Origin of the sequence: Streptomyces sp. NPDC020362 (assembly GCF_040642095.1) — a bacterium.
Classification (GTDB): Bacteria; Actinomycetota; Actinomycetes; order Streptomycetales; family Streptomycetaceae; genus Streptomyces.
In genome coordinates this window covers 20,688-40,785 of sequence record NZ_JBFAET010000052.1, presented here as the reverse complement: position 1 = coordinate 40,785, position 20,098 = coordinate 20,688, and the positions used below count along the sequence as shown (strand labels likewise).

Annotated in this window: 18 protein-coding genes; 6 read left to right on the top strand and 12 right to left on the bottom strand. The window is 71.6% G+C overall.

Annotated features, from left to right (window positions below):
- Positions 1 to 7: 7 nt before the first annotated feature.
- The 3 genes from AB0H32_RS20570 to AB0H32_RS20560 are packed head-to-tail and all read right to left on the bottom strand — an operon-like array spanning position 8 to position 2,179.
- Positions 8 to 580 (bottom strand): cob(I)yrinic acid a,c-diamide adenosyltransferase, encoded by a 573-nt coding sequence (locus AB0H32_RS20570; RefSeq protein WP_361122319.1) that lies wholly within the window; start codon positions 578 to 580, stop codon positions 8 to 10.
- Positions 581 to 593: 13 nt separating this feature from the next.
- Entirely contained in the window at positions 594 to 1,343 is a 750-nt protein-coding gene (locus AB0H32_RS20565) for an ABC transporter permease (RefSeq protein ID WP_361122316.1), read from the bottom strand.
- A gap of 50 nt (positions 1,344 to 1,393) precedes the next feature.
- Positions 1,394 to 2,179 carry an ATP-binding cassette domain-containing protein gene (locus AB0H32_RS20560; RefSeq protein WP_361122313.1) on the bottom strand — a complete coding sequence of 262 codons (786 nt, stop codon included), beginning with the start codon at positions 2,177 to 2,179 and terminating at the stop codon, positions 1,394 to 1,396.
- A 79-nt stretch (positions 2,180 to 2,258) separates the two neighbouring features.
- Here AB0H32_RS20560 and AB0H32_RS20555 point away from each other — a divergent pair, with 79 nt between their 5' ends.
- The 4 genes from AB0H32_RS20555 to AB0H32_RS20540 all read left to right on the top strand — a co-directional run bounded on the left by AB0H32_RS20555 (position 2,259) and on the right by AB0H32_RS20540 (position 7,250).
- Positions 2,259 to 2,900 carry a TetR/AcrR family transcriptional regulator gene (locus AB0H32_RS20555; protein WP_361122310.1) on the top strand — a complete coding sequence of 214 codons (642 nt, stop codon included), beginning with the start codon at positions 2,259 to 2,261 and terminating at the stop codon, positions 2,898 to 2,900.
- Positions 2,901 to 3,022: 122 nt separating this feature from the next.
- The gene (locus AB0H32_RS20550; protein ID WP_361122306.1) at positions 3,023 to 3,871 is read left to right on the top strand and encodes a 3-hydroxyacyl-CoA dehydrogenase family protein; all 849 of its coding nucleotides are present in this window, start codon (positions 3,023 to 3,025) and stop codon (positions 3,869 to 3,871) included.
- A 156-nt stretch (positions 3,872 to 4,027) separates the two neighbouring features.
- Positions 4,028 to 4,351, top strand: a complete 324-nt coding sequence (locus AB0H32_RS20545) for an STAS domain-containing protein (protein WP_067300662.1) — start codon at positions 4,028 to 4,030, stop codon at positions 4,349 to 4,351.
- A gap of 268 nt (positions 4,352 to 4,619) precedes the next feature.
- Positions 4,620 to 7,250, top strand: a complete 2,631-nt coding sequence (locus AB0H32_RS20540; protein ID WP_361122303.1) for an ATP-binding protein — start codon at positions 4,620 to 4,622, stop codon at positions 7,248 to 7,250.
- Positions 7,251 to 7,757: 507 nt separating this feature from the next.
- On the opposite strand, the gene nucS is transcribed toward AB0H32_RS20540, so the two are convergent.
- The gene (gene nucS / locus AB0H32_RS20535) at positions 7,758 to 8,429 is read right to left on the bottom strand and encodes an endonuclease NucS (RefSeq protein WP_361122300.1); all 672 of its coding nucleotides are present in this window, start codon (positions 8,427 to 8,429) and stop codon (positions 7,758 to 7,760) included.
- 299 nt (positions 8,430 to 8,728) lie between these two features.
- Here nucS and AB0H32_RS20530 point away from each other — a divergent pair, with 299 nt between their 5' ends.
- Positions 8,729 to 9,121, top strand: a complete 393-nt coding sequence (locus AB0H32_RS20530) for an SCO5389 family protein (RefSeq protein ID WP_014675028.1) — start codon at positions 8,729 to 8,731, stop codon at positions 9,119 to 9,121.
- 115 nt (positions 9,122 to 9,236) lie between these two features.
- Here AB0H32_RS20530 and AB0H32_RS20525 read toward each other — a convergent pair whose 3' ends face one another.
- Positions 9,237 to 10,265, bottom strand: coding sequence for an LLM class flavin-dependent oxidoreductase (locus AB0H32_RS20525; protein WP_361122296.1), 1,029 nt, complete (start codon positions 10,263 to 10,265; stop codon positions 9,237 to 9,239).
- Positions 10,266 to 10,485: 220 nt separating this feature from the next.
- Between AB0H32_RS20525 and AB0H32_RS20520 the strand changes: the two genes are divergently transcribed.
- Complete coding sequence (locus tag AB0H32_RS20520) at positions 10,486 to 10,818, top strand: ATP/GTP-binding protein (RefSeq protein WP_361122294.1); 333 nt, start codon at positions 10,486 to 10,488, stop codon at positions 10,816 to 10,818.
- A gap of 1 nt (position 10,819) precedes the next feature.
- Here the strand turns inward: AB0H32_RS20520 and AB0H32_RS20515 are convergent, their stop codons facing one another.
- The 7 genes from AB0H32_RS20515 to scy all read right to left on the bottom strand — a co-directional run bounded on the left by AB0H32_RS20515 (position 10,820) and on the right by scy (position 20,074).
- The gene (locus tag AB0H32_RS20515; RefSeq protein WP_361122291.1) at positions 10,820 to 11,701 is read right to left on the bottom strand and encodes an ABC transporter permease; all 882 of its coding nucleotides are present in this window, start codon (positions 11,699 to 11,701) and stop codon (positions 10,820 to 10,822) included.
- Positions 11,698 to 12,978 (bottom strand): ABC transporter ATP-binding protein, encoded by a 1,281-nt coding sequence (locus AB0H32_RS20510; protein ID WP_361122288.1) that lies wholly within the window; start codon positions 12,976 to 12,978, stop codon positions 11,698 to 11,700. The genes AB0H32_RS20515 and AB0H32_RS20510 overlap by 4 nt, the downstream gene beginning before the upstream one ends.
- A gap of 130 nt (positions 12,979 to 13,108) precedes the next feature.
- Positions 13,109 to 13,882, bottom strand: a complete 774-nt coding sequence (locus AB0H32_RS20505; RefSeq protein WP_361122285.1) for an ABC transporter permease — start codon at positions 13,880 to 13,882, stop codon at positions 13,109 to 13,111.
- Positions 13,883 to 13,885: 3 nt separating this feature from the next.
- Positions 13,886 to 14,839 carry an ATP-binding cassette domain-containing protein gene (locus AB0H32_RS20500; protein WP_361122282.1) on the bottom strand — a complete coding sequence of 318 codons (954 nt, stop codon included), beginning with the start codon at positions 14,837 to 14,839 and terminating at the stop codon, positions 13,886 to 13,888.
- Between the two features lie 9 nt (positions 14,840 to 14,848).
- On the bottom strand, positions 14,849 to 15,055 hold the full coding sequence (locus AB0H32_RS20495) for a hypothetical protein (RefSeq protein WP_361122279.1): 207 nt from the start codon (positions 15,053 to 15,055) through the stop codon (positions 14,849 to 14,851).
- A gap of 50 nt (positions 15,056 to 15,105) precedes the next feature.
- Complete coding sequence (locus AB0H32_RS20490) at positions 15,106 to 16,041, bottom strand: cellulose-binding protein (RefSeq protein ID WP_361122276.1); 936 nt, start codon at positions 16,039 to 16,041, stop codon at positions 15,106 to 15,108.
- Positions 16,042 to 16,225: 184 nt separating this feature from the next.
- Entirely contained in the window at positions 16,226 to 20,074 is a 3,849-nt protein-coding gene (scy, locus tag AB0H32_RS20485) for a polarized growth protein Scy (RefSeq protein WP_361122273.1), read from the bottom strand.
- Between the last annotated feature and the right edge of the window lie 24 nt (positions 20,075 to 20,098).

Below are 20,098 nucleotides of genomic sequence, written 5' to 3'. Positions count from 1 at the left end.
GAAGGGCTCAGCGCTCCCCGCCCGGCACCCAGAGGACGTCCCCGGTCTCCTTGTTGGCGGTCCTCGCCAGGATGAACAGCAGGTCGGAGAGGCGGTTGAGGTAGGTCGCGGTGAGCGGGTTCATGTGCTCACCGTGCACCTCCAGGGCCGCCCAGGTGGAGCGCTCGGCCCGGCGGACCACCGTGCAGGCCTGGTGCAGCAGGGCCGCGCCGGGTGTACCGCCGGGGAGGATGAAGGAGCGCAACTTCTCCAGCCGCTCGTTGAAGCGGTCGCAGTCCGCCTCCAGCCTGTCGACGTAGAACTGCTCGACCCTCAGCGGCGGGAACTCCGGGTTCTCCACGACCGGCGTCGACAGGTCCGCGCCCACGTCGAACAGGTCGTTCTGGACGCGGGTGAGGACCGTGACGACCTCGTCGTCCAGCCCGCCCAGCGCGATCGCGGTGCCGATCACCGCGTTGGCCTCGTTGGCGTCGGCGTAGGCCGAGATCCTGAGGTCGGTCTTGGCGACCCGGCTCATGTCGCCGAGGGCGGTGGTGCCCTGGTCGCCGGTCCTGGTGTAGATGCGCGTCAGATTGACCATGTGGCCAGCGTAGTTACGCTCCGGCCGTCCGGAACACACGTGTGCCCACCGTCACGGCCAGCACGGCGAAGCCCACGGCCACGAGCGAGCCGTAGAGCATGTGTGCACTCGTGTACCGGCCGACGTACGCGTCGCGCACCGCGTCCACCAGGTAGCGGAACGGGACGAAGTGCGAGAGCACGTCCAGCCAGGCGGGGGCGAGCGTCATCGGCAGCATCAGCCCGGACAGCAGCATCGACGGCATCGACACCGCGTTGATCAGCGGACCGAACTCCTGCGGGGTGCGGACCTTCATCGCCATCGCGTACGACAGCGAGGCCAGCGAGAGCGTGAGCAGGGCGACGAACGCGAACCCGATCAGGACGCCCGGCAGGGGCGCGCGCAGGCCCATCGCCACCGCGGCGAGCACCAGCAGCACCGCCTGGAAGACGAAGACGGTGGCGTCCCGCAGCACCCGGCCGAGGAGCAGCGCGAGGCGGCTGACAGGGGTGACGCGCATCCGTTCCACCACCCCCTGGGCGTTCTCCATGATCACCGTGAACCCCGCGAACAGCGCCCCGAACAAGCCGAGTTGGAGCAGCAGTCCGGGCACCAGAACCTGCCAGGAGCTGCCCTCCTCGCCCAGTGGCAGGCCGGTGAGCAGGGGGCCGAAGAAGAGGAGATACAGCAGCGGGGTCAGCACGCCGAAGAGCAGGGCGAAGCGGGAGCGCAGGGACTGGCGGAGATAGCGGCCGTAGACGAGGGCCGTGTCGTGCACAAGCATGTGGGCGGGTCCTAACGGGCGAGCCTGTCGGGCGGCCTTGCCGGGCGGTCCTACACGGCGACGGGGGCGGCGTCGGCCGGGGCGGGGCCGCGGCCGGTGATGGCGAGGAACGTGTCCTGGAGGGTGGCGTCGACCGAGCCGCCGTGCGCCAGCTTGAGCGCGCCCGGCGTGCCCTCGGCCGCGACCACGCCGTGGTCGACGATCACGAGCCGGTCGGCGAGGGCGTCGGCCTCGTCCAGGTAGTGGGTGGTCAGGAAGACGGTCGTGCCGTGCGCGTCGCGCAGCCGGCGGACCAGGTCCCACAGGTCGGCGCGGCTGCCCGGGTCGAGGCCGGTCGTCGGCTCGTCCAGGAAGAGCACCTTCGGCCGGTGGGTGAGCGCCATCGCGATGTCCAGGCGGCGGCGCTGGCCGCCGGAGAGCGCGGCCGTTTTCCGGTCGAGCAGCCCGGTGAGGTCCAGGTCCCGGGCGAGTTCCGTGGCCCGGTCGACCGCCTCGGCCTTCGCCAGGCGGTACATCCGGCCCTGGGTGACCAGCTCCTCCCGGACCGTGATCTGCGGGTCCACCCCGCCGGACTGGGCGACGTAGCCGCAGGCCCGGCGCACTCCGGCCGGGTCGGCGGCCAGGTCGTGGCCGGCGACGGTGGCCGCGCCTCCGGTGGGTTTCAGCAACGTGGTGAGCATCCGAAGGGTGGTCGTCTTGCCGGCGCCGTTGGGTCCGAGGAAGCCGAGGATCTCGCCCTCGCGGACGGTGAGGTCGATGCACCGTACGGCCTCCACGGGGCCGGATTTCGTCAGGAAGGTGCGGGCCAGTCCGGCCGCGCTGATGACTGCTGCCATGCCCCCAGAAAAACAGAGACATTGAAATTTTGCAATGACCCCAAGTTTTCAGCAGACCCAGCGAAGCTAGGATGCGGGCATGGCTGAGGGGCTCAGGGAGCGGAAGAAACGGCAGACCAGGCAGTACATCTCGGACGTCGCCACGGGTCTGTTCCTCGAGCGCGGCTTCGATGCCGTGACGGTCGCGGAGATCGCCGAGGCGGCGAACGTCTCCGTCAACACCGTCTACAACTACTTCCCGGCGAAGGAGGATCTCTTCTTCGACCGCTCCGCCGGTATGGTCGACCGGCTCGCCCGCTGGGTGCGGGGCCGCCCCGCCGGAGAGTCCGCGGTCGGCGCGGTCCTGCGCGAGCTGCGCGAGGAGGTCGAGGCGGTCTCCCCCCGGGTCGGCCTGATCCCCGGGTACGCGAGCTTCATGAAGGTCGTCGAGGAGACCCCCGCGCTGCGTTCCCGGCTGTGGGCCATCGCCCAGGAGGTGCAGGCCAACCTGGAGCAGGCCCTGCGCGAGGAGACCGGTGCGGCGGACGGTGACGACCTGCCGACCCTGATGGCCGGTCAGATCGGCTGGGCGCACAGTGCGGTCATGGCGGTCATCTCACGCGAGATGGTCAAGGGGCGCGAACCGCGCGAAGTATCACGAGAGGTGCTCGACCTCCTCGATGACATCGAGGACCTGTTGAGCGAAAAGGTCCTCAACTACGCCGTCCGAGACGCGCCCTGACCCCTGCCGGTGTGATGTCCGTCAATTGAGACGTGACGCGCGTTACTTACCGGTCACACAGCGGCTCCGGAGCGCTATGGTCCGCCGAAGAGGCAGACGTCAACAGCGTTCAGGGAGTCGGAGTGGCAGGGAAGCTCGCCGTCATCGGGGCCGGTCTCATGGGATCCGGTATCGCCCAGGTCGCCGCACAGGCGGGCTGGGACGTCGTCCTGCGCGACGTCACCGACGAGGCGCTCAAGCGGGGCACCGACGGCATCAAGGCCTCGTACGACAAGTTCGTCGGCAAGGGCAAGCTGGAGGCGCGCGACGCCGAGGCCGCCCTCGGCCGCATCACCACGACCACCGACCTGGACGCCGCCGCCGACGCCGACATCGTCGTCGAGGCCGTCTTCGAGAAGCTCGAGGTCAAGCACGAGATCTTCCGCACGCTCGACAAGCTCGTGCGCGAGGACACCGTGCTCGCCTCCAACACCTCCGCCATCCCGATCACCAAGATCGCGGCGGCCACCGAGCACCCCGAGCGGGTCGTCGGTGTGCACTTCTTCTCGCCGGTGCCGATGATGCAGCTCGTCGAGCTGGTCCGCGGCTACAAGACCAGCGACGAAACCCTGGCCACCGCACGGCGGTTCGCCGAGTCGGTCGGCAAGACCTGCATCGTCGTCAACCGGGACGTGGCCGGCTTCGTCACGACCCGTCTCATCTCGGCCCTGGTGGTCGAGGCGACCAAGCTGTACGAGTCCGGCGTCGCCACGGCCGAGGACATCGACCTCGCCTGCAAGCTGGGCTTCGGCCACGCCATGGGCCCGCTGGCCACCGCGGACCTGACCGGCGTGGACATCCTGCTGCACGCCACCGGCAACATCTACACCGAGTGCCAGGACGAGAAGTTCGCCCCGCCGGAGCTGATGCGCCGGATGGTGGATGCCGGTGACATCGGGCGCAAGAGCGGGCAGGGCTTCTACAAGTACTGATCCGCATCCGACCGGAGAAGCGCCCCGGGAGTTTCACTCCAGGGGGTGAATTCGGTATCGGTTCGCTTACAAACAGCAACCGTACTGCCGCAAAGGCAGTCAGAGGTTGCACAGCACCGTCATGGAGTACGCCACCGCATTCAACGGGGAGCGCATATGTACATCAGGGGCGACCACGCCGAGCTGGTCGTCGGGGGCCGCCTCGACGTCCGCAGCGCGGCGGACGCCCGTACGGCCCTGCACTCGGCGGTCGACGACGGAGTCGGCGACCTGGTGCTCGACCTGTCCGAGCTGGACTCCTGGGACGCCACCGGACTCGGGGTGATCATGGGAGCCCACCGACGGGCCGGCCGCTGCGGTCGCCGCCTGGTGCTGCGCGGCGTCCCGCCGCAGATGCAGCGCCTCCTGGTGGCCACGCGGCTGCACCGCATCCTCGCCATCGAGGGCGGCATCGGGGCGGAGTCGGCACCCCGGGTGTGACGCGTAGCCCGGGTGTGCACCGGGCGACGGGTGAGACCCGGACGCAGCTGCCGAACCGCACGTCGGGGGCAATCCTCACCGGACTGTGATGTCTCGGACCGCGCGGCACCCCGCCCTGTCGTAGATACTGTGCAAAGGTTTAGGGTTCGGTCGCCCGCAGCCTCGCAACCCTCGAGCGGGCCCGGACCAGAAGCGACAGCGCGGTGTGCAGCAGGCCGGGAGGGGCCGGTAATCAAGGGCACACGACGCTTTTGGGGGGTTTGAACCCATGGACCCGATCACTCCGGGACCCGAGGAGCACGGCCAGGCTCCGGGCCGCCGTCCGCCCCGGGAATCCCTCAACTCCGACTTCGGCCAGGGCACACCCGGGCCGGCCCGCACGGCGCGACTCGTCTCCGGCGGCTTCCTGCTGACCGTCAACCCCGTCGACGGCAGCGAGATAGAGCCCTGCCCGCCACTCGAACGGCCGGACCGGCCCCGCAAGCGCACCTCGGCCGAGCGCACCGAGACCGAGCGCGCCGCCCGGCCACCGGTGCCGCCCGGCCCGGCGCAGCCCGCGCTCTCCCTCCTGGAACGCCAGGACGAGCGCGAGCGCCTGGTCCGGCTGCTCGCCCGCGGCCGTTCCGTCCGCCTCACCGGCCCCGGCGGCTCCGGCCGCACCGCCCTGCTCGACCTCGTCGCCGAGGACTGCTTCGACCTCGCCCCCGACGGCGTGGTCCGGCTCACCGGCTTCCGCCGCACGGCCGCCGATCTTCTCCACGACCTCTTCCACGCCGTCTACGACGCCCCCCGGTACCGGCCCGAACGGGACCAGCTGCTCGAACTGGTCGCCGAGATCGGTGCGGTCGTGGTCGTGGACGACCTGGAGCTCGGCGGCGCCGCCCTGGACGAACTGCTCGCCGCCACCCCCGAGTGCGCCTTTCTGCTCGGCGCCACTCCGCACGTGCCCGCGCCGTCCGCCGATGCCGATGTCGAGGAGGTCTTCCTCACCGGCCTGGACCGCGCCTCCGGCGTGGAGATCCTGGAGCGGGCCGTCGGCCGTGTCCTCACCGAGGACGAGGCCAACTGGGCCGGCGACCTGTGGTTCGAGTCCGAGGGACTGCCCCTGCGGTTCGTGCAGGCCGGCGCCCTGCTCCGGCAGCGCGACAGCCTGCGGGCCAGCACCGGGGCCGTCGACGCGTACGGCGTCTTCGAGGACGTACGACCGCCCGTCGAGGAGCCCCTGGACGCGGCGGAGACGGAGGACGTCCCGCTGCCCTCCCTCGGCGAGGCGGCCGCGCCCGCCCCGCTGCTGGCCTCCCGGCTCAGCGCCTCCGCCCGCACGGCCCTCCGCTTCGCGGTCGCCCTCGGCGGCGAGGTGCCGCACCAGGCGCATCTGCCCGCGCTGGTCGGCGACACCCACGCGGATGCCGCGCTCGGCGAACTCGCCGGCTGCGGACTGATCTCCCCGGTCGGCTCCCGCTACCGCCTCGCGGCCGGCGTACAGACCCAGCTGGAGGCCGCCGGGTACGCCGCCGACGCCCCCGCCCGGGCCCTCACCGCCGCCGAGCACTACACCTGGTGGACCGGACACCCCTCGGTCGCCCCCGAGCGCGTGTGCGCCGAGGCCGACGCGGTCCTCGCCGCACTCGCGATGGCGGTGCCGGACACGGCACACCCTGCCGGGGGCGAGGACAGCTGTGCGGTACGGCTCGCGCGCACGGCCGCGCCCGCCTTCGCCGCCGGACTGCACTGGAGCGCCTGGGAGCGGGCGCTGCGCTCCGGCGCTGAGGCCTCCCGGCTCTCCGGCGAGGTCTCCGAACAGGCCTACTTCCATCACGAGTTGGGCATCCTCGCACTCTGCGGCGGGCAGCTCGACCGGGCCCGTGCCGAGCTGGAGACGTCCGGCGGCCTGCGCGGGGCGCTCGCCGACAAGCGGGGTACGGTCGCCGGGCGCCGCGCCCTGGCGCTGGTCGCCGACCTCACGGGAGACGCGGCCGCACCGATGGTGGGCGAGGAGGTACCCGACGCCCGCCACGAGGAGTCGGCGCTCCCTCCCGGCGCGCTGCCGACTCCCTTCCCGCCGCTGTACACGCCAGCCGACGACACTCTGGTCACCCGTCAGGCCCCGGCCCGCACGTCCCTGAGCGGCATCCGCCGCCTGGCCCGCCGCAACATGGTCGCGGCCGGCTCCGGGGCCCTGCTCGCCGCGGTTCTCGGCACGGTCGTCACCCTCGGGATGACGTCCGACCAGAACGCGGGCAAGAACCCGGCCGGCAAGGTCGACGTCCCGTCCGCGAGCCAGGGCACGGACGACGGCGGCCTGGGCGCGGACCCGAAGCAGAACGACGACGTGGGCGGCAGCACCGCAAGGCCCACCAGCAGCCCGACGAACCCCGGCCCCGACGGCACCTACGGCACGTCGGACGATCCGACGTCGCCGTCGGCCACCGTCCGGCCCTCCGAGAGCGTCAAGCCGTCCGGTGGCAAGACCTCGGGCTCACCTTCCAAGTCGCCCAAGCCGTCGGGGTCGTCCAGCTCGCCGGGTGGCGGCTCGACCGGCGGAAGCACCGGTGGCTCCACGGGCGGGTCCACCGGCGGCACGACGGGTGGGCCGACGGGCGGCACGACCACGGGAGGCGGCACCAACGGCGGGACCACCGGCGGCACCACGGGAGGCACGAACGGCGGGACCACCGGCGGCACCGACGGCGGAACCACGGGCGGCACGACCACGGGAGGCGGAACCACGGGAGGCGGAACCACCGGCGGCAACGACGGCGGAACCACCGGGGGGACCAGTGCCGGCACGACCGGGGGTACGACGGCAGGTTCGTCGTCGCCCGCCTCCAGCAACTCGGCGAGCGCACCGCAGAGCACGGGCGTCGGGACGCCGAGCGGCACCGGTGCGGTGATCTAGCGGATCGGCGCGAACACCTCTGCGCGCCGGCTTCGCCCGACCATGACGGTGTGGGCCGACGGTGCCGGTTGCTGTGGGACCGGCGGTGCCCCACGGGCCCGGGCCGGCTCGGCACCGCCGGTCACCGCCGTACCGGCGGAGCGCCGTCGCGGCGGGAACTGGGGTGCCGGCTCGATGAGGAGGGCCGCAGGCCTGGTGCCCGGTGCAGGTGCGATGCCGGGTGCAGGCCCGACGCCGGCGCAGGTGCGACGCACGCAGGTCGATATCGGTCGCAGGTGCGCTGCGTGCAGGCCCCGATGCCGGATGCAGGTGTGATGCCGGGCGCAGGTTCGATGTCGGATGCAGGTGTCTGCCGGGTGCAGCCCCTGCGCCGGACGCCGGTGCACTGCACGCAGGACCGATGCCGGATGCAGGTTTGCTGCCTGCAGGCCCCGATGCCGGATGCAGGTGCGATGCCGGGCGCAGGTTCGATGTCGGACGCGGGCCCGGCGTGGCGGAGTGTTCGGGTCAGAACAGCCGGAGCTTGTCGTCCTCGATGCCGCGCAGGGCGTCGTAGTCCAGGATCTGGCAGTTGATGCCGCGGTCCGTTGCGAGGACCCGGGCCTGCGGCTTGATCTCCTGGGCGGCGAAGACGCCGCGGACCGGGGCGAGATGCGGGTCGCGGTTGAGCAGTTCGAGATAGCGGGTGAGCTGCTCCACGCCGTCGATCTCGCCGCGTCGCTTGATCTCGATGGCGACGGTCTGGCCCTCGGCGTCCCGGCACAGGATGTCCACCGGGCCGATCGCCGTCATGTACTCGCGGCGGATGAGCGTGTAGCCCTCGCCGAGTGTCTCGATGCGGTCGGCGAGCAGTTCCTGGAGGTGTGCTTCCACGCCGTCCTTGATCAGACCCGGATCCACGCCGAGTTCGTGCGAGGAGTCATGGAGGATCTCCTCCATGGTGATGATCAGTTTCTCGCCTGCCTTGTTGACGACGGTCCACACACCCTCCTCGTCGCCCGTTCCCTCCTTCAACGTGCAGGGCGGCGACATCCAGTTGAGGGGCTTGTAGGCCCGGTCGTCCGCGTGGATGGAGACGCTGCCGTCCGCCTTGACCAGGATCAGTCGAGGCGCCGAGGGCAGGTGGGCGGTGAGCCGGCCGGCGTAGTCGACCGAGCAGCGGGCAATGACGAGACGCATGGTCGGCAACGCTACTCGACACCCACGGGTGGGCGCGATTCGCCCTCGTCCCGACCGTCCCCGCCGACCACCGCTGTCCGTCGGGCCACCCCATTTATCCCTGGAAACTCTTGTTCATCCCTGGCCGATTGTGCGCCTAAAGGGACCGTTCCATATACGTATTCTGCTGGTGCGGTCACCGACGGTTGCCTACCGTAGGGAACGGGAGGTCGCGATGTGTGTACGGAGCGTGTTCGGTATCGCGAACTCCGCCATCTGTCCGGCAACCCCTGCTCAACGGGGGTGCGAGAGGAGAACCCATGTCGCTCGACGTCTCACCGGCCCTACTCGAACAGGCCGAGCGAGGCGAGGTCGACGAAGCAGCATTCGTCGACTGCGTCCGGACCTCCCTGCCCTATGCGTGGGAGATGATCAGCTCCCTGGTGGCCCAGCTGAAGGTTGACGGCGGCCCCTTCGCCGACAACCAGACGCCCCCGCCGGACGAGCAGGCACGCGGTCAGCTGCTGCGTGCGCTCGCGAGTGACGCCATCCGCGGCGCGCTGCAGCGGCACTTCGGTGTGCGGCTGGCCTTCCAGAACTGCCACCGGGTGGCGGTCTTCCCGCTGGACGCCTCGGTGGACGAGACGCTCGCCCGCTTCACCTCGGTGCGCAACCAGCTGCTGAACCAGTCGCCGGAGCTTCGGGACTGCTGACCGCGGCACGCGTGCTGCCCGGGCAGCGAGCCGCTTGCTTGCCGCTCCACCCGCGGGAGGTGCATTCAGTACTGGGGCGGCAAGCCCCCCATGCGGAAAGGGAGTCGGCGGCCCGTCAGCGCAGCTGGGGCAGCACCTCGGCACCCAGGCGCCGCAGGTTCTCCTCCGTCGCCGCGAGGTCGCCCGAGCCCTCGACGAGCAGGGCGAAGCGGGAGATCCCGGTGCGCTCCGACGTGGCCGCGAGCCGGTCGGCGGCGAGCCGTGGCGTGCCCACCGGGTGCAGCCCGCAGAGCAGTTCGGTGTAGGCGAGCGGATCGCGCATCGCGCGGCTGCGGCCGTCGACGGTCACATGGGCGTCCAGGCCCTGCTTGAGCCAGCCCGGCATCGCCTTCAGCAGTGTCTCCGCCGCGTCGGTGCGCCGGTCCGCGATCTGGCAGACCCCGGCGGAGACATGGGCCGCGCCGGCGATCTCCTCGGGCGGGCGGCCCGCGGCCCGCGCGAACTGCCGCCAGAGGGCGACCATCTCGGCCTTTTCCTCGTCCCCGACGTGCATGCCGAGCAGCATCGGCAGACCGCGCTCGGCGGCCAGCCGCACGCTCCCCGGCGAGGTGCAGGCGACCACGACCTCCGGACCCGGGGTCTCCGTCAGCCCCTCCGAGGGGCGGGGCACGACGGGTACCTCACGGAAGGAGAACCGTTCACCCGAGGCCGAGACGGACGGTTCGCGCAGCCAGCGCACCAGCAGATCGAGTGATTCCGGGAACCCGTGCTCGTACGCGCCGACACCCGCGCCGAACACCTCGAGGTCCACCCACGGTCCGCCGCGCCCGACGCCCAGCGTGAACCGCCCGCCGCTCGTCAGGTGCAGCAGCGCGGCCTGCTCGCCGAGGGCGACCGGGTGCGCGGTGGGCAGTACGCTGACCGCCGTGCCGACGTGGATACGCCGGGTGCGGCCGAGCAGTAAGGCGGCCAGGGTGACCGCGGACGGGCATGTGCCGTACGGCACGAAGTGGTGCTCGGCCAGCCACACCGCGTCCAGTCCGGCCTCCTCGGAGACCTCGGCCGAGCGGACCGCCCGGTACAGGGCTTCACCGGGGCCCTGGCCCGGGAACTGGGCCGCCAGCAAAAAACTTCCTACGTGCATCGCATTCCTGCTTCCTTGGCTCCGACCCGGAGCTCCCCCACCCGCATAACCGTCTGACACGTGCCGAGGACACGGCCTGGCGGGGAGATTTGCGGATTGTCTGCAGAATGGGCCGCCCCGAGGGGGGACTTGTGAGGATCGGTGCGCCCCGTGTACCCCTGCGAGTGCCGCGTAGGCTGGACGGGAACCGTGCTCCCTGTATAGCCCCGAGAGGTGTCCCGTGTCCCCGCGTCGCAACCGACCGAAGGCAGCCGGATCGTCCGGGCACAGTGCCGAGGACGACTCGGCCGGCCGGTACGGCGGCTGGCAGTCCTCGGAGAGCTGGCAGGGCGAGGAGTGGAACGTGCGCCATGTCGCCGGGGCGAGCGCCGAGGGCAAGACCTACCGCTGCCCCGGGTGCGACCAGCTGATCCCCTCCGCCGTTCCGCACGTGGTGGCCTGGCCGGAGCACGCGGGCGTCGACGACCGCCGCCACTGGCACAAGGCCTGCTGGAACGCGAAGGACCGCCGCACCACCCGGGTGCAGCGGTCCCGTAACGCGCCGAGGTTCTGAGCTACACGTCCCGGTTCTGCAGCAGCGCGTAGGCGCCGGCGTACGCGGCCGCCGTCACGCCCAGGATGATCCACAGCGGGTCCCAGCCCGACGGGCCGGAGTGGCTCAGGGTGTTGTCGTAGAAGACGCCCATCTGGCTCGGGATCGAGTACTCGAGCAGTGCCTTCTGCACCGACTGGAGCGACGAGGCGTTCATGAACAGCGCGATCACCAGCGGCGCGAGCACCGCGCCGATCATGATCGTGATGGCGCCCGCCGAGTGCCGGATGACCGAGCCGATCAGCAGCGAGACCAGCCCGAGCAGAGCGATGTAGAGGCTGATGCCGAACGTGGCCTTCAGCCACTCCCCGGTGGACGGGCTGCTCGCGCCGTGGCCCTTCAGCATGGACGTCTGCACCATCGCCACGAACGACACGGTGGCCAGCGTCACCACGAAGGCGAGGACGAAGAACACGATCGACTTGGCGGCCAGCACCCGGCCCCGGCTGGGGCAGGCGGTCATGGTCGTACGGATCATGCCCGTGCCGTACTCGGACGCCGTGGTCAGCACGCCGAGCGTGATGATGCACATGATGCCGATCAGCACGCCGAAGAAGCCGAGGCTCAGCACGGTCTGGCCGGACAGGTCGGAGCTGGAGCCGCGGACCGCGACACCGGTCAGCAGGCCGATGCCGACCACGAGCAGGATGAAGACACCGAGCGTCCACATCGTCGAACGGACCGACTTGATCTTGGTCCACTCGGAGGCCAGCGCGTGCCCGAGGTGGGTACGCACGACCGGGATCGGCGAGCTGTAGCCGGGGTGGGGACCACCGGGCGCCGCCTGCCACTCAGCGGGGGAGGCTGAAGGTGCCTGCGGCATCGGGGGCTGCTGGGTGCTCATCGGGCGTCCTCGGGCTTGGTCGTGTCTACGGCGGGGGCCGCGGGAGCGGGCTGGGACGGCGGGGCTGCGGGAGCCGGAGGAGCGGCGACCGGGGCAGCGGCTGCCGGAGCCTGCCCCTGAGGGGCCTGAGGGGCTTGCGTGGGGGGTGCGGCGTACGGGTTGGGGGCTCCTGCGCCGGGAGCGCCGTACGCGCCCGCGGGAGCACCGCCGTACGGTCCCGAGGGCGGCGTCGGCATCGTGAACGGCTGGCCCTGCTGGGGCGGCGGCGGGGCGTACCAGCCCGGCTGGCCCTGACCGGGGACCGGCATGGGCGGCTGGGCGCCCGGCGGAAGGGGCTGCTGGAGGCCCGCCTTCTGGTCGATGGTCGAGCGGTAGTCGACGGCGCCCTGCGTCATGCGCATGTACGCCTCCTCCAGCGAGGCCTGGTGCGGCGACAGCTCCCACAGCCGTACGTCCGCCTCGTGCGCGAGGTCGCTGATGCGGGGAAGCGGCAGCCCGGTCACGCGCAGCGCGCCGTCCTGCTCGGGCAGCACATGGCCGCCGGCCTCGGTGAGCGCGGAGGTCAGCTTCTCGCGCAGCTGGGGCTCGGTGTCGGGGGTGCGCACGCGAGCGAAGTCGGCGGAGTTGGCCGAAATGAAGTCCTTGATGCTCATGTCGGCGAGCAGCTGACCGCGCCCGATCACGATGAGGTGGTCGGCGGTCAGCGCCATCTCGCTCATCAGGTGAGAGGAGACGAAGACCGTACGGCCCTCGGCCGCCAAGGCCTTCATCAGGTTGCGGACCCACAGGATGCCCTCGGGGTCGAGGCCGTTGACCGGCTCGTCGAAGAGCAGCACCTGGGGGTCGCCGAGCAGCGCGGCGGCGATGCCGAGGCGCTGGCCCATGCCGAGGGAGAAGCCCTTGGAGCGCTTCTTCGCCACTTCCTGCAGACCGACGACCCCGAGTACCTCGTCGACCCGCCGGGCCGGGATGCCCGACAGCTGGGCGAGGCTCAGCAGGTGGTTGCGGGCGGCGCGGCCGCCGTGCACCGCCTTGGCGTCGAGCAGCGCACCGACCTGGCGGGGAGCGTTGGGGAGCTTGCGGTACGGGTAGCCGCCGATGGTCACCGCGCCGGACGTCGGGTTGTCCAGCCCGAGGATCATCCGCATCGTCGTCGACTTGCCCGAGCCGTTGGGCCCGAGGAAGCCGGTCACGGCTCCCGGTCGCACCTGGAAGGAAAGGTTGTACACGGCGGTCTTGTCGCCGTAGCGCTTTGTCAGGCCTACAGCCTCGATCATGCTCCGCACCCATCGAAAGGTTCAGGACAGCGGGGCACACGCCCCCGTAAGGGTTAGGAGGATATCCGGGCGCTGACGGTTCCGCCCAAAAGAAAGTAAAGCCAGAGCATCACGAAGCGTGGACGGACATCTACTGGGCGTCCCGGTGCTTGAGCAGGACGTAACCGCCTGCCACCGCCGCGATCACCCACAGGGCCATGATCCCGAGCCCGCCCCAGGGGCCGTAGGGCGTGTCGTCGCCGATCCTCGGCACCACCTGCATGATGCGGCTGCCGGCCTGGTCGGGCAGGAACCGGCCGAGCTTCTTCGTCGCGTCCACGTTGCCGAGGATGTTGGAGATCAGGAAGAAGAACGGCATCAGGATGCCGAGCGAGAGCATCGGCGAGCGCAGCATCGCGGCGACGCCCATGGAGAACATCGCGATCAGGGTCATGTACAGTCCGCCGCCGAGCACCGCGCGCAGCACCCCGGTTTCGCCGATCCCGGTGCCGAGCGGACCGAGCATCGCCTGGCCGAGGAAGAACGCGGCGAAGCTGGTGACCATGCCGACGACCAGCGCGAGCGCGGCGGCCACGGCGATCTTGCTGAACAGGAAGGTGCCGCGCTGGGGTACGGCGGCGAGCGAGACACGGATCATGCCGGTGCTGTACTCGTTCGACACGACGAGCACCCCGAACACGATCATGGCGAGCTGGCCGAGGGTCATGCCCGCGAAGCTGATCACGGTGGGGTCGAAGGAGATCCGCTCGCGCAGCGGCATGTTCTCGTACTGGCTCCTCGACAGCGCGGAGATGAGCATGCCGAGGGCGACCGTGACCACCACGGCCAGCGACAGCGTCCACACCGTCGACGCGACGGACCGGATCTTGGTCCATTCGGACCGGATGACCTGCACGGCCGCCATGGGTCAGGCCCCTTTCCAGCCGGCGCCCCAGTCCTGCGGCACGGGAGTGGGTCCGGCGTGCGCGTGGTACTCCACCGACTCCGCCGTCAACTGCATGAACGCCTCCTCCAGCGAGGCCTGCTGGGGGCTCAGCTCGTGCAGCACGATGCCGTGCTGTGTGGCCAGCTCCCCGATCCGCTCGGCCTTGCCGCCCTCCACCTCCAGCGTGCCGCCGCCCGCCTCGACGACGGTGATCCCGGCCTCGTGCAGCACGTCCGTGAGCCGCTCGCGCTGCGGCGAACGGATCCGTACGTAACTGCGCGAGTGCTGCCGGATGAAGCCGGCCATGGAGGTGTCGGCCAGCAGCCGTCCCTGGCCGATGACCACCAGGTGGTCGGCGGTCAGCGCCATCTCGCTCATCAGATGACTCGACACGAACACCGTCCGGCCCTGTGCGGCCAGCGACTTCATCAGGTTCCGGATCCAGTGGATGCCCTCGGGGTCGAGGCCGTTGACCGGCTCGTCGAACATGAGGATCCGCGGATCGCCGAGCAGCGCGGCCGCGATGCCGAGCCGCTGGCCCATGCCGTACGAGAACCCCTTGGCCTTCTTCTTCGCCACGGCGGTGAGCCCGACGGCGTCCAGCACCTCGGCCACCCGCCGGTCCGGGATCCCGTTGCTCTGCGCGAGGCAGAGCAGATGGTTGTAGGCGGTGCGCCCGCCGTGCACGGCCTTCGCGTCCAGCAGGGCACCGATGTACGTGAGCGGATCCCTCAGCCGGTCGTAGTGCCTGCCGTCGATCCGGACGTCCCCGGAGGTGGGCCGGTCGAGCCCGAGGATCATGCGCATGGTCGTGGACTTCCCGGCACCGTTGGGCCCGAGGAACCCGGTCACGATGCCTGGCCGCACGGCGAAGGTGAGGTTGTCGACCGCAAGTTTCTCGCCGTACCGCTTGGACAGCCCCTCCAGCTCGATCATGCGGCCACGCTAAGACCGCGGTTCGGGGGCTGCCACTTGAGCGGGCACCCGGCTCGCCTCCTGCTGCCGGGCGGGGAGCAGGAGCGCGACGCCGGCCGCGAGGAACGTGAAGAGGGCCGTCCACAGGAAGGTGCGGTCGAAGGCCGCAGCGAGCCGCTGACCCCGGCCGCGCTGGTGGAGATCGTCGACGAGGTGTTCCTGCCGCTGGTACACCACAGGCCCGTACCTTCGGGGGAGACGGTACGGGCCTGTGAACGTGCTACGGACTAGCGGGACTGCTGAGCGGGAACCCCACGGGAGATCGGCTCGTCCTCGGCCGGCGAACCGGCGGCGGCCACCGCGGCGCCCGTGAGCGTCGCGAGCATCTCGCGGACGTTCGTCAGCTGGGCGTTGATGCTGTCGCGGCGGTTGGTGAGCGCCGCCAGCTCGCGCTCGGATTCCGAGCGGATGCGGTCGGCCTTGGCATTGGCGTCGGCCACGATGTCCTCGGCCTGGCGCTGGGCCGTCTCCACCGTCTGGCGGGCGCGGCGCTCGGCGTCCGTGCGCAGCTTCTCCGCCTCCAGGCGCAGCTGCTCGGCGCGGTGCTCGATCTCCGCGAGGCGCTTCTCGGCCTTCTGCTGACGCGAGGCCAGGTCGCGCTCGGACTGCTCGCGACGCTTGGCCAGGTTCGTCTCGAAGTCGGCGGCGGCCTGCGCGGCCTTGGCGCGCGTCTCCTCGAAGAGGGCGTCCGCCTCCTCGCGCTTGGACTGCGCGTCCTTCTGGGCCTCGGACCGCAGCTGCGAGGCGTCACTCTTGGCCTTCTCGACGATCCGGACGCCCTCGTCCTCGGCCTTCGCCTTGCGCTCTGCAGCGAACGATTCTGCGTCGTTGCGGACCTGCTGCGCCGCGGACTCGGCGAGCTCGCGGTGCTGCTCGGCCGCGCGCCGGGCCTCCTCGCGCAGATCCTTGGCCTCTTCCTCGGCGAGGCGCAGGATCTTCTCGACACGCGCACCGAGACCGGCGTACGACGGCTCGGCGTCGGTCACCTGGGCCTGGGCGTTCTGCGTCTCGAGGTGGAGCTCTTCGATGCGCTTTTCCAGAGCGGTGATGCGGGCGAGAGCGCTGTCACGGTCGGAGACGAGCTTGGAGATCCGTTCGTCCACCTGAGCGCGGTCGTACCCACGCCGCACAAGCTCGAAGCCGTAGGGGGAAGTGTCGCTCATGGGGTTCCTGTCGAAAGAGACCGGTGAGGTGATAGGGGGAATCCTAGGGGCCGAAGCGGTGTGTCATCGAGCGGATACGTGTTTGATCTGGAGAATGACACCTCTTTTGGGTGGCTGACCGCCGGACGGCTTGCCAAATAGTGGGTCAAAGCTCCCCAGGAGACACGGAATCGGCCATCTTTCGCTAGCCGTCCGAGGACTTGCCACCCGATCGGGGGGCGCCGACCGTGGCGCTCGCCTTGACTCCGCCGTCCTTGCCGGACGACGGGGCCTCGAAGGACTCCAACGCCTCCAGGACGTCCTGGACACGGGAGATCTCGGCGTTGATGTCCTCGCGCCGGCGCACCAGGATCTCCAGTTCGCGCTTGCCCTCCTCGACCGTGCGCCGGGCCTCGCGGATCGCCTCGGCCTTGAGCTCCTGGGCCTCCTTGATCAGCGTGGCCTTCTTCTGCTCGGCCTCCTTGAGCAGCCCCTCCGCCTTCTTGACGGCGGCGATACGGACCTTGCCCGCCTCGGAGCTGGCCTCCGACACCATCTCCTTGGCCTTCGCCTCCGCCTTGGCCAGCTGTTCCTCGGCGGCCGTGATGAGCGCGTCGCAGCGGTCGCCGGTCGACTTCATCGTCTCCGCGGCCTCGCGCCGGGCCCGCTCGTGCAGCTCCTCGATCTCGGAGGTGATGCGGTCGCGCAGCTCCTCCGCGCGCTCCCTTATGGCGGTCGCGTCCCGGCGGGCGCCGACCAGCAGCTCGTCCGCGTCCGTGCGGGCCTTCTCCACCTGCGAGTTGCCCTCGACGGTCGCCTCGGAGACGATCCGCTCGGCCTCGCTGCGGGCCGCGCCCACCATCGTGTCGGCCTGGGACTCCGCGTCCGCGGTGGTCTTCAGCGCCTGCTGCTGGGCCTCGGTGAGCAGCTTGTCCGCCTCGGCCGTGGTCTCCGTGATGAGCGTGTCGACCTGCTCGGCCGCCTCCGAACGCCGCTTGTTGGCGTCCTTGCGGGCCCCGTCGAGGGTCTGCTCGGCCTCCTCGCGCGCTGAGTTGACGAGCCGCTCGGCCTCCGCCTGCGCGTCCGCCCTGACCCGCTCGGCCTCGCTGCGCAGCCGCTCGGCGTGCTGCTGGGCGGAGCCGATCGTCTCGGCGGCCTCGGCGCGCAGCCGCTCGGCGTCGCCGGAGGCGTCCGCGACGAGCTGCTCGGCGCCCGCGACGGCCTCGGCACGGACCCGGTCGGCCTCGGCGACGGTCTCCGACTGGAGCCGCTCCGCCTCGTTGCGGGCCTCGGTGATGAGCGTGTCCGCCTGGCCCGCCGCGTCCGAACGGATGCGGTTGGCGTCCTCGCGGGCGTCCGCCCGGGTGCGGGCCGCGGCCTGGTCGGCCTCGGCGAGCGCGTCCGACGCCTCCGTACGGACCCGCTGGGCGTACTCGGCCGTGTCCGAGCGCAGCCGGTCGGACTCCGTGATCGCCTCCGCGACCGTACGCTCGGCGAGCGCCCTGGCGGCCTCCGCCTCCTCGTTGGCCTCCCGCCGGATCCGCGAGGCGTCCTCGCTCGCCCGCTCCCGCTCGGCGTAGGCGTCGGCGCGGACCCGGTCCGCCTCCTCCTCGGCCTCCGTACGGGTACGGTCCGCCGCGTGCTCGGCGGCCGAGCGCAGCCCGGTGATCTCCTCCTGCGCCTGCTCGTGCAGCCCGGCGACCGAGTCGCGCACCTGCTGGGCGTGCTGCTCGGCGGCGGACACCATCTCGGTGGCGCGCCGGTCGGCCTCCTCCACGAGGCGGACCGCCTCGGCCTGCGCGTCCTCCACCCGCTTGCGTGCCGAGGCCAGCAGCTCCTCGCTCTGCTCGCGGGCCCGCTCGCGCTCCTGGTCGGCCTCGGTGCGTGCGGCACCGAGGAGTTCCTCGGCCTCGCGGCGGCGCCGGGCCGCCTCCTCCTGCGCGGCGGCCAGCGTCTCGGACGCCTCGGCGCCGAGCCGCTCGGCGGCTGCCTGTGCCTCCGCGCGCACGCGGTCGGCGGTGTCCTGGGCCTCCGCCTTGAGCCGCTCGGCCTCGGCCGCGGCCTCCGAGCGCAGCCGTACGGCGAGGGCCTCGCCCTCGGCACGCGAGGCCGACGCGTCCGACGCGGCCTCCGTGCGCAGCCGCTCGGCCTCCTCCTCGGCCTGCTGCCGGAGCGTGCGGATCCGCTCGGTGGACTCGGTGCGCTGCCGCTCGGCCTCCTCGGCGGCCTCGCGGCGGATCCGGGCCGCCTCCTCGCGGGCGTCGACGAGCGCCTGCTCGGCCGCCTCCAGCCGCTCCTGGGTCTCCGTCTGCAGCCGGGTCAGTTCCCCGGCGGCCTCGGCATGACGCGCCTCGACCGCGCGCTCGGTCTCCTCGCGCAGCTCGCGCGCGGCCTGCTCGGCGTCCGACGTGATCGACTCGGCCTGCTCGGTGGCCTCCGCGCGGTGCCGCTCGGCCTCCTTGCGGGTGCGCTCCAGGGTCTCCTCGGCCTGCCGGCGCAGCGTGGTGGCCCGCTCGATGGCCTCGGTGCGGACCTTCTCGCTGTCCGCCGTCGCGGTCTTGCGCAGTTCGTCTGCGTCCGCCTTGGCCTTGGCCAGCAGCTCCTCGGCGGACTTGGCCGCCTCCTCGATCTGCACCACCGCCTCGCGGCGGGCCTCGGCGCGGATCGACTCGCCCTCGGCGACCGCGTCGGCACGCAGCTGCTCGGCCTCGCCGCGCAGCCGGCGCGCCTCCTCCTGCAGCTCGACCGTCTTGGCGCGGTACTCCTTGGTGTCGTCCTTCGCCGCGCCCTTGAGCTGCTCGGCGATGTCGTGCGCCTCGGCGCGCAGCCGGTCCGCCTCGGTCTCGGCCTCCGTGCGGATCCGCTCGGCCTCCTCGGCGGCGGCCTTGGTGGTGTTCTTGGCCTCCTCCGACGCCCTGTTCAGGACGTCCTCGGCGGTCTTGGCGGCCTTGGACAGCTGGGTCGCGCTCTCCTCGGCGGTGACCGTACGGGCCTTCTCGGAGGCCTCCGCGAGGATCTTCTCGGCCTCGGCACGGGCGTCGGCGACCAGCTGCTCGGCATCGGCCTTGGTGGTCTCGGCCTCCTTGGTGGCCTCTTCGACCAGCCGGGCGACCTGCTCCTTGGCGGTACGGGTCCGGGTCTCGTTGGCGGCCTCGGCGCTCGACAGCGCCTTGGCGGCGGACTGCTCGGCCTCGGTGACCAGCTTCTCGGCCTCGGACTGCGCCTTGCGCAGCGCCTCCTCGGCCTGGGCCATGCGCTCCTCGGCGGCCCGGCTCAGCTCGGTGGCCTGGCGGCGGGCGGCGTCCGACTCCGAGACGGTGCTGGTGCGCAGCTGCTCGGCGTGGTCGGTGGCCTCCTGGGCCTGGGTGGAGGCGGCGTTCAGCAGCCGCTCGGCGTCCGTGCGGGCGCGGCGCAGGATCTGGTCGGCCTCGCTGCGGGCCGACTCGGCGTCGTTCTGCAGCCGCTCCCGGGCCTCCCGGGTCAGCCGCTCGGCCTCCGCGCGGGCGGTGGCCATCGCCTGCTCGGCCTCGCCCCGGGACTCGTCCAGCAGCCTGCGCGCCTGGGACTCCGTGCGGGCGCGCAGCTGCTCGGCCCACGCCACGTTCTCGTTGACGTGGGACTCGACGGTCTGCCGGCGCTCGGCCAGTTCCTGGTCCAGCTGCTGGCGGCGGGTGACCGCCTCCTGGTGCAGCTCGGCCTGGAGCCGGGCGGCCTGCTCGGCGTGCTCCTGCAGGATCCGCTGCGTCTGCGCGCGGGCCTGGCTCAGCTCCCGCTCGGCGTCCTGGCGCAGCTGATCCGCCTGGATCTGGGCATTGCGCAGCAACTGCTCGGCCTGATAGCCGATGTCACCGCCGTCGTAGGCGGGCCTGGTCATGAGGGTGCGGCGCGCCTCGTGCAGCTTGGCGCGCAGCACCTCGACCTGGTAGCCGAGGTCCTCGGCGTGCTGGATCGCCTTTTCCCGCTCGGTCTTCAGCCGTTTCATCTCGGCCTCGAACCGAGAGAGGTGGTCGACGTCAGCCGCCGGCTCTCGCTCCTGGCTCTCGTAGCCCCGCACTGCGCGGTCCCATCCGTCCCCTGG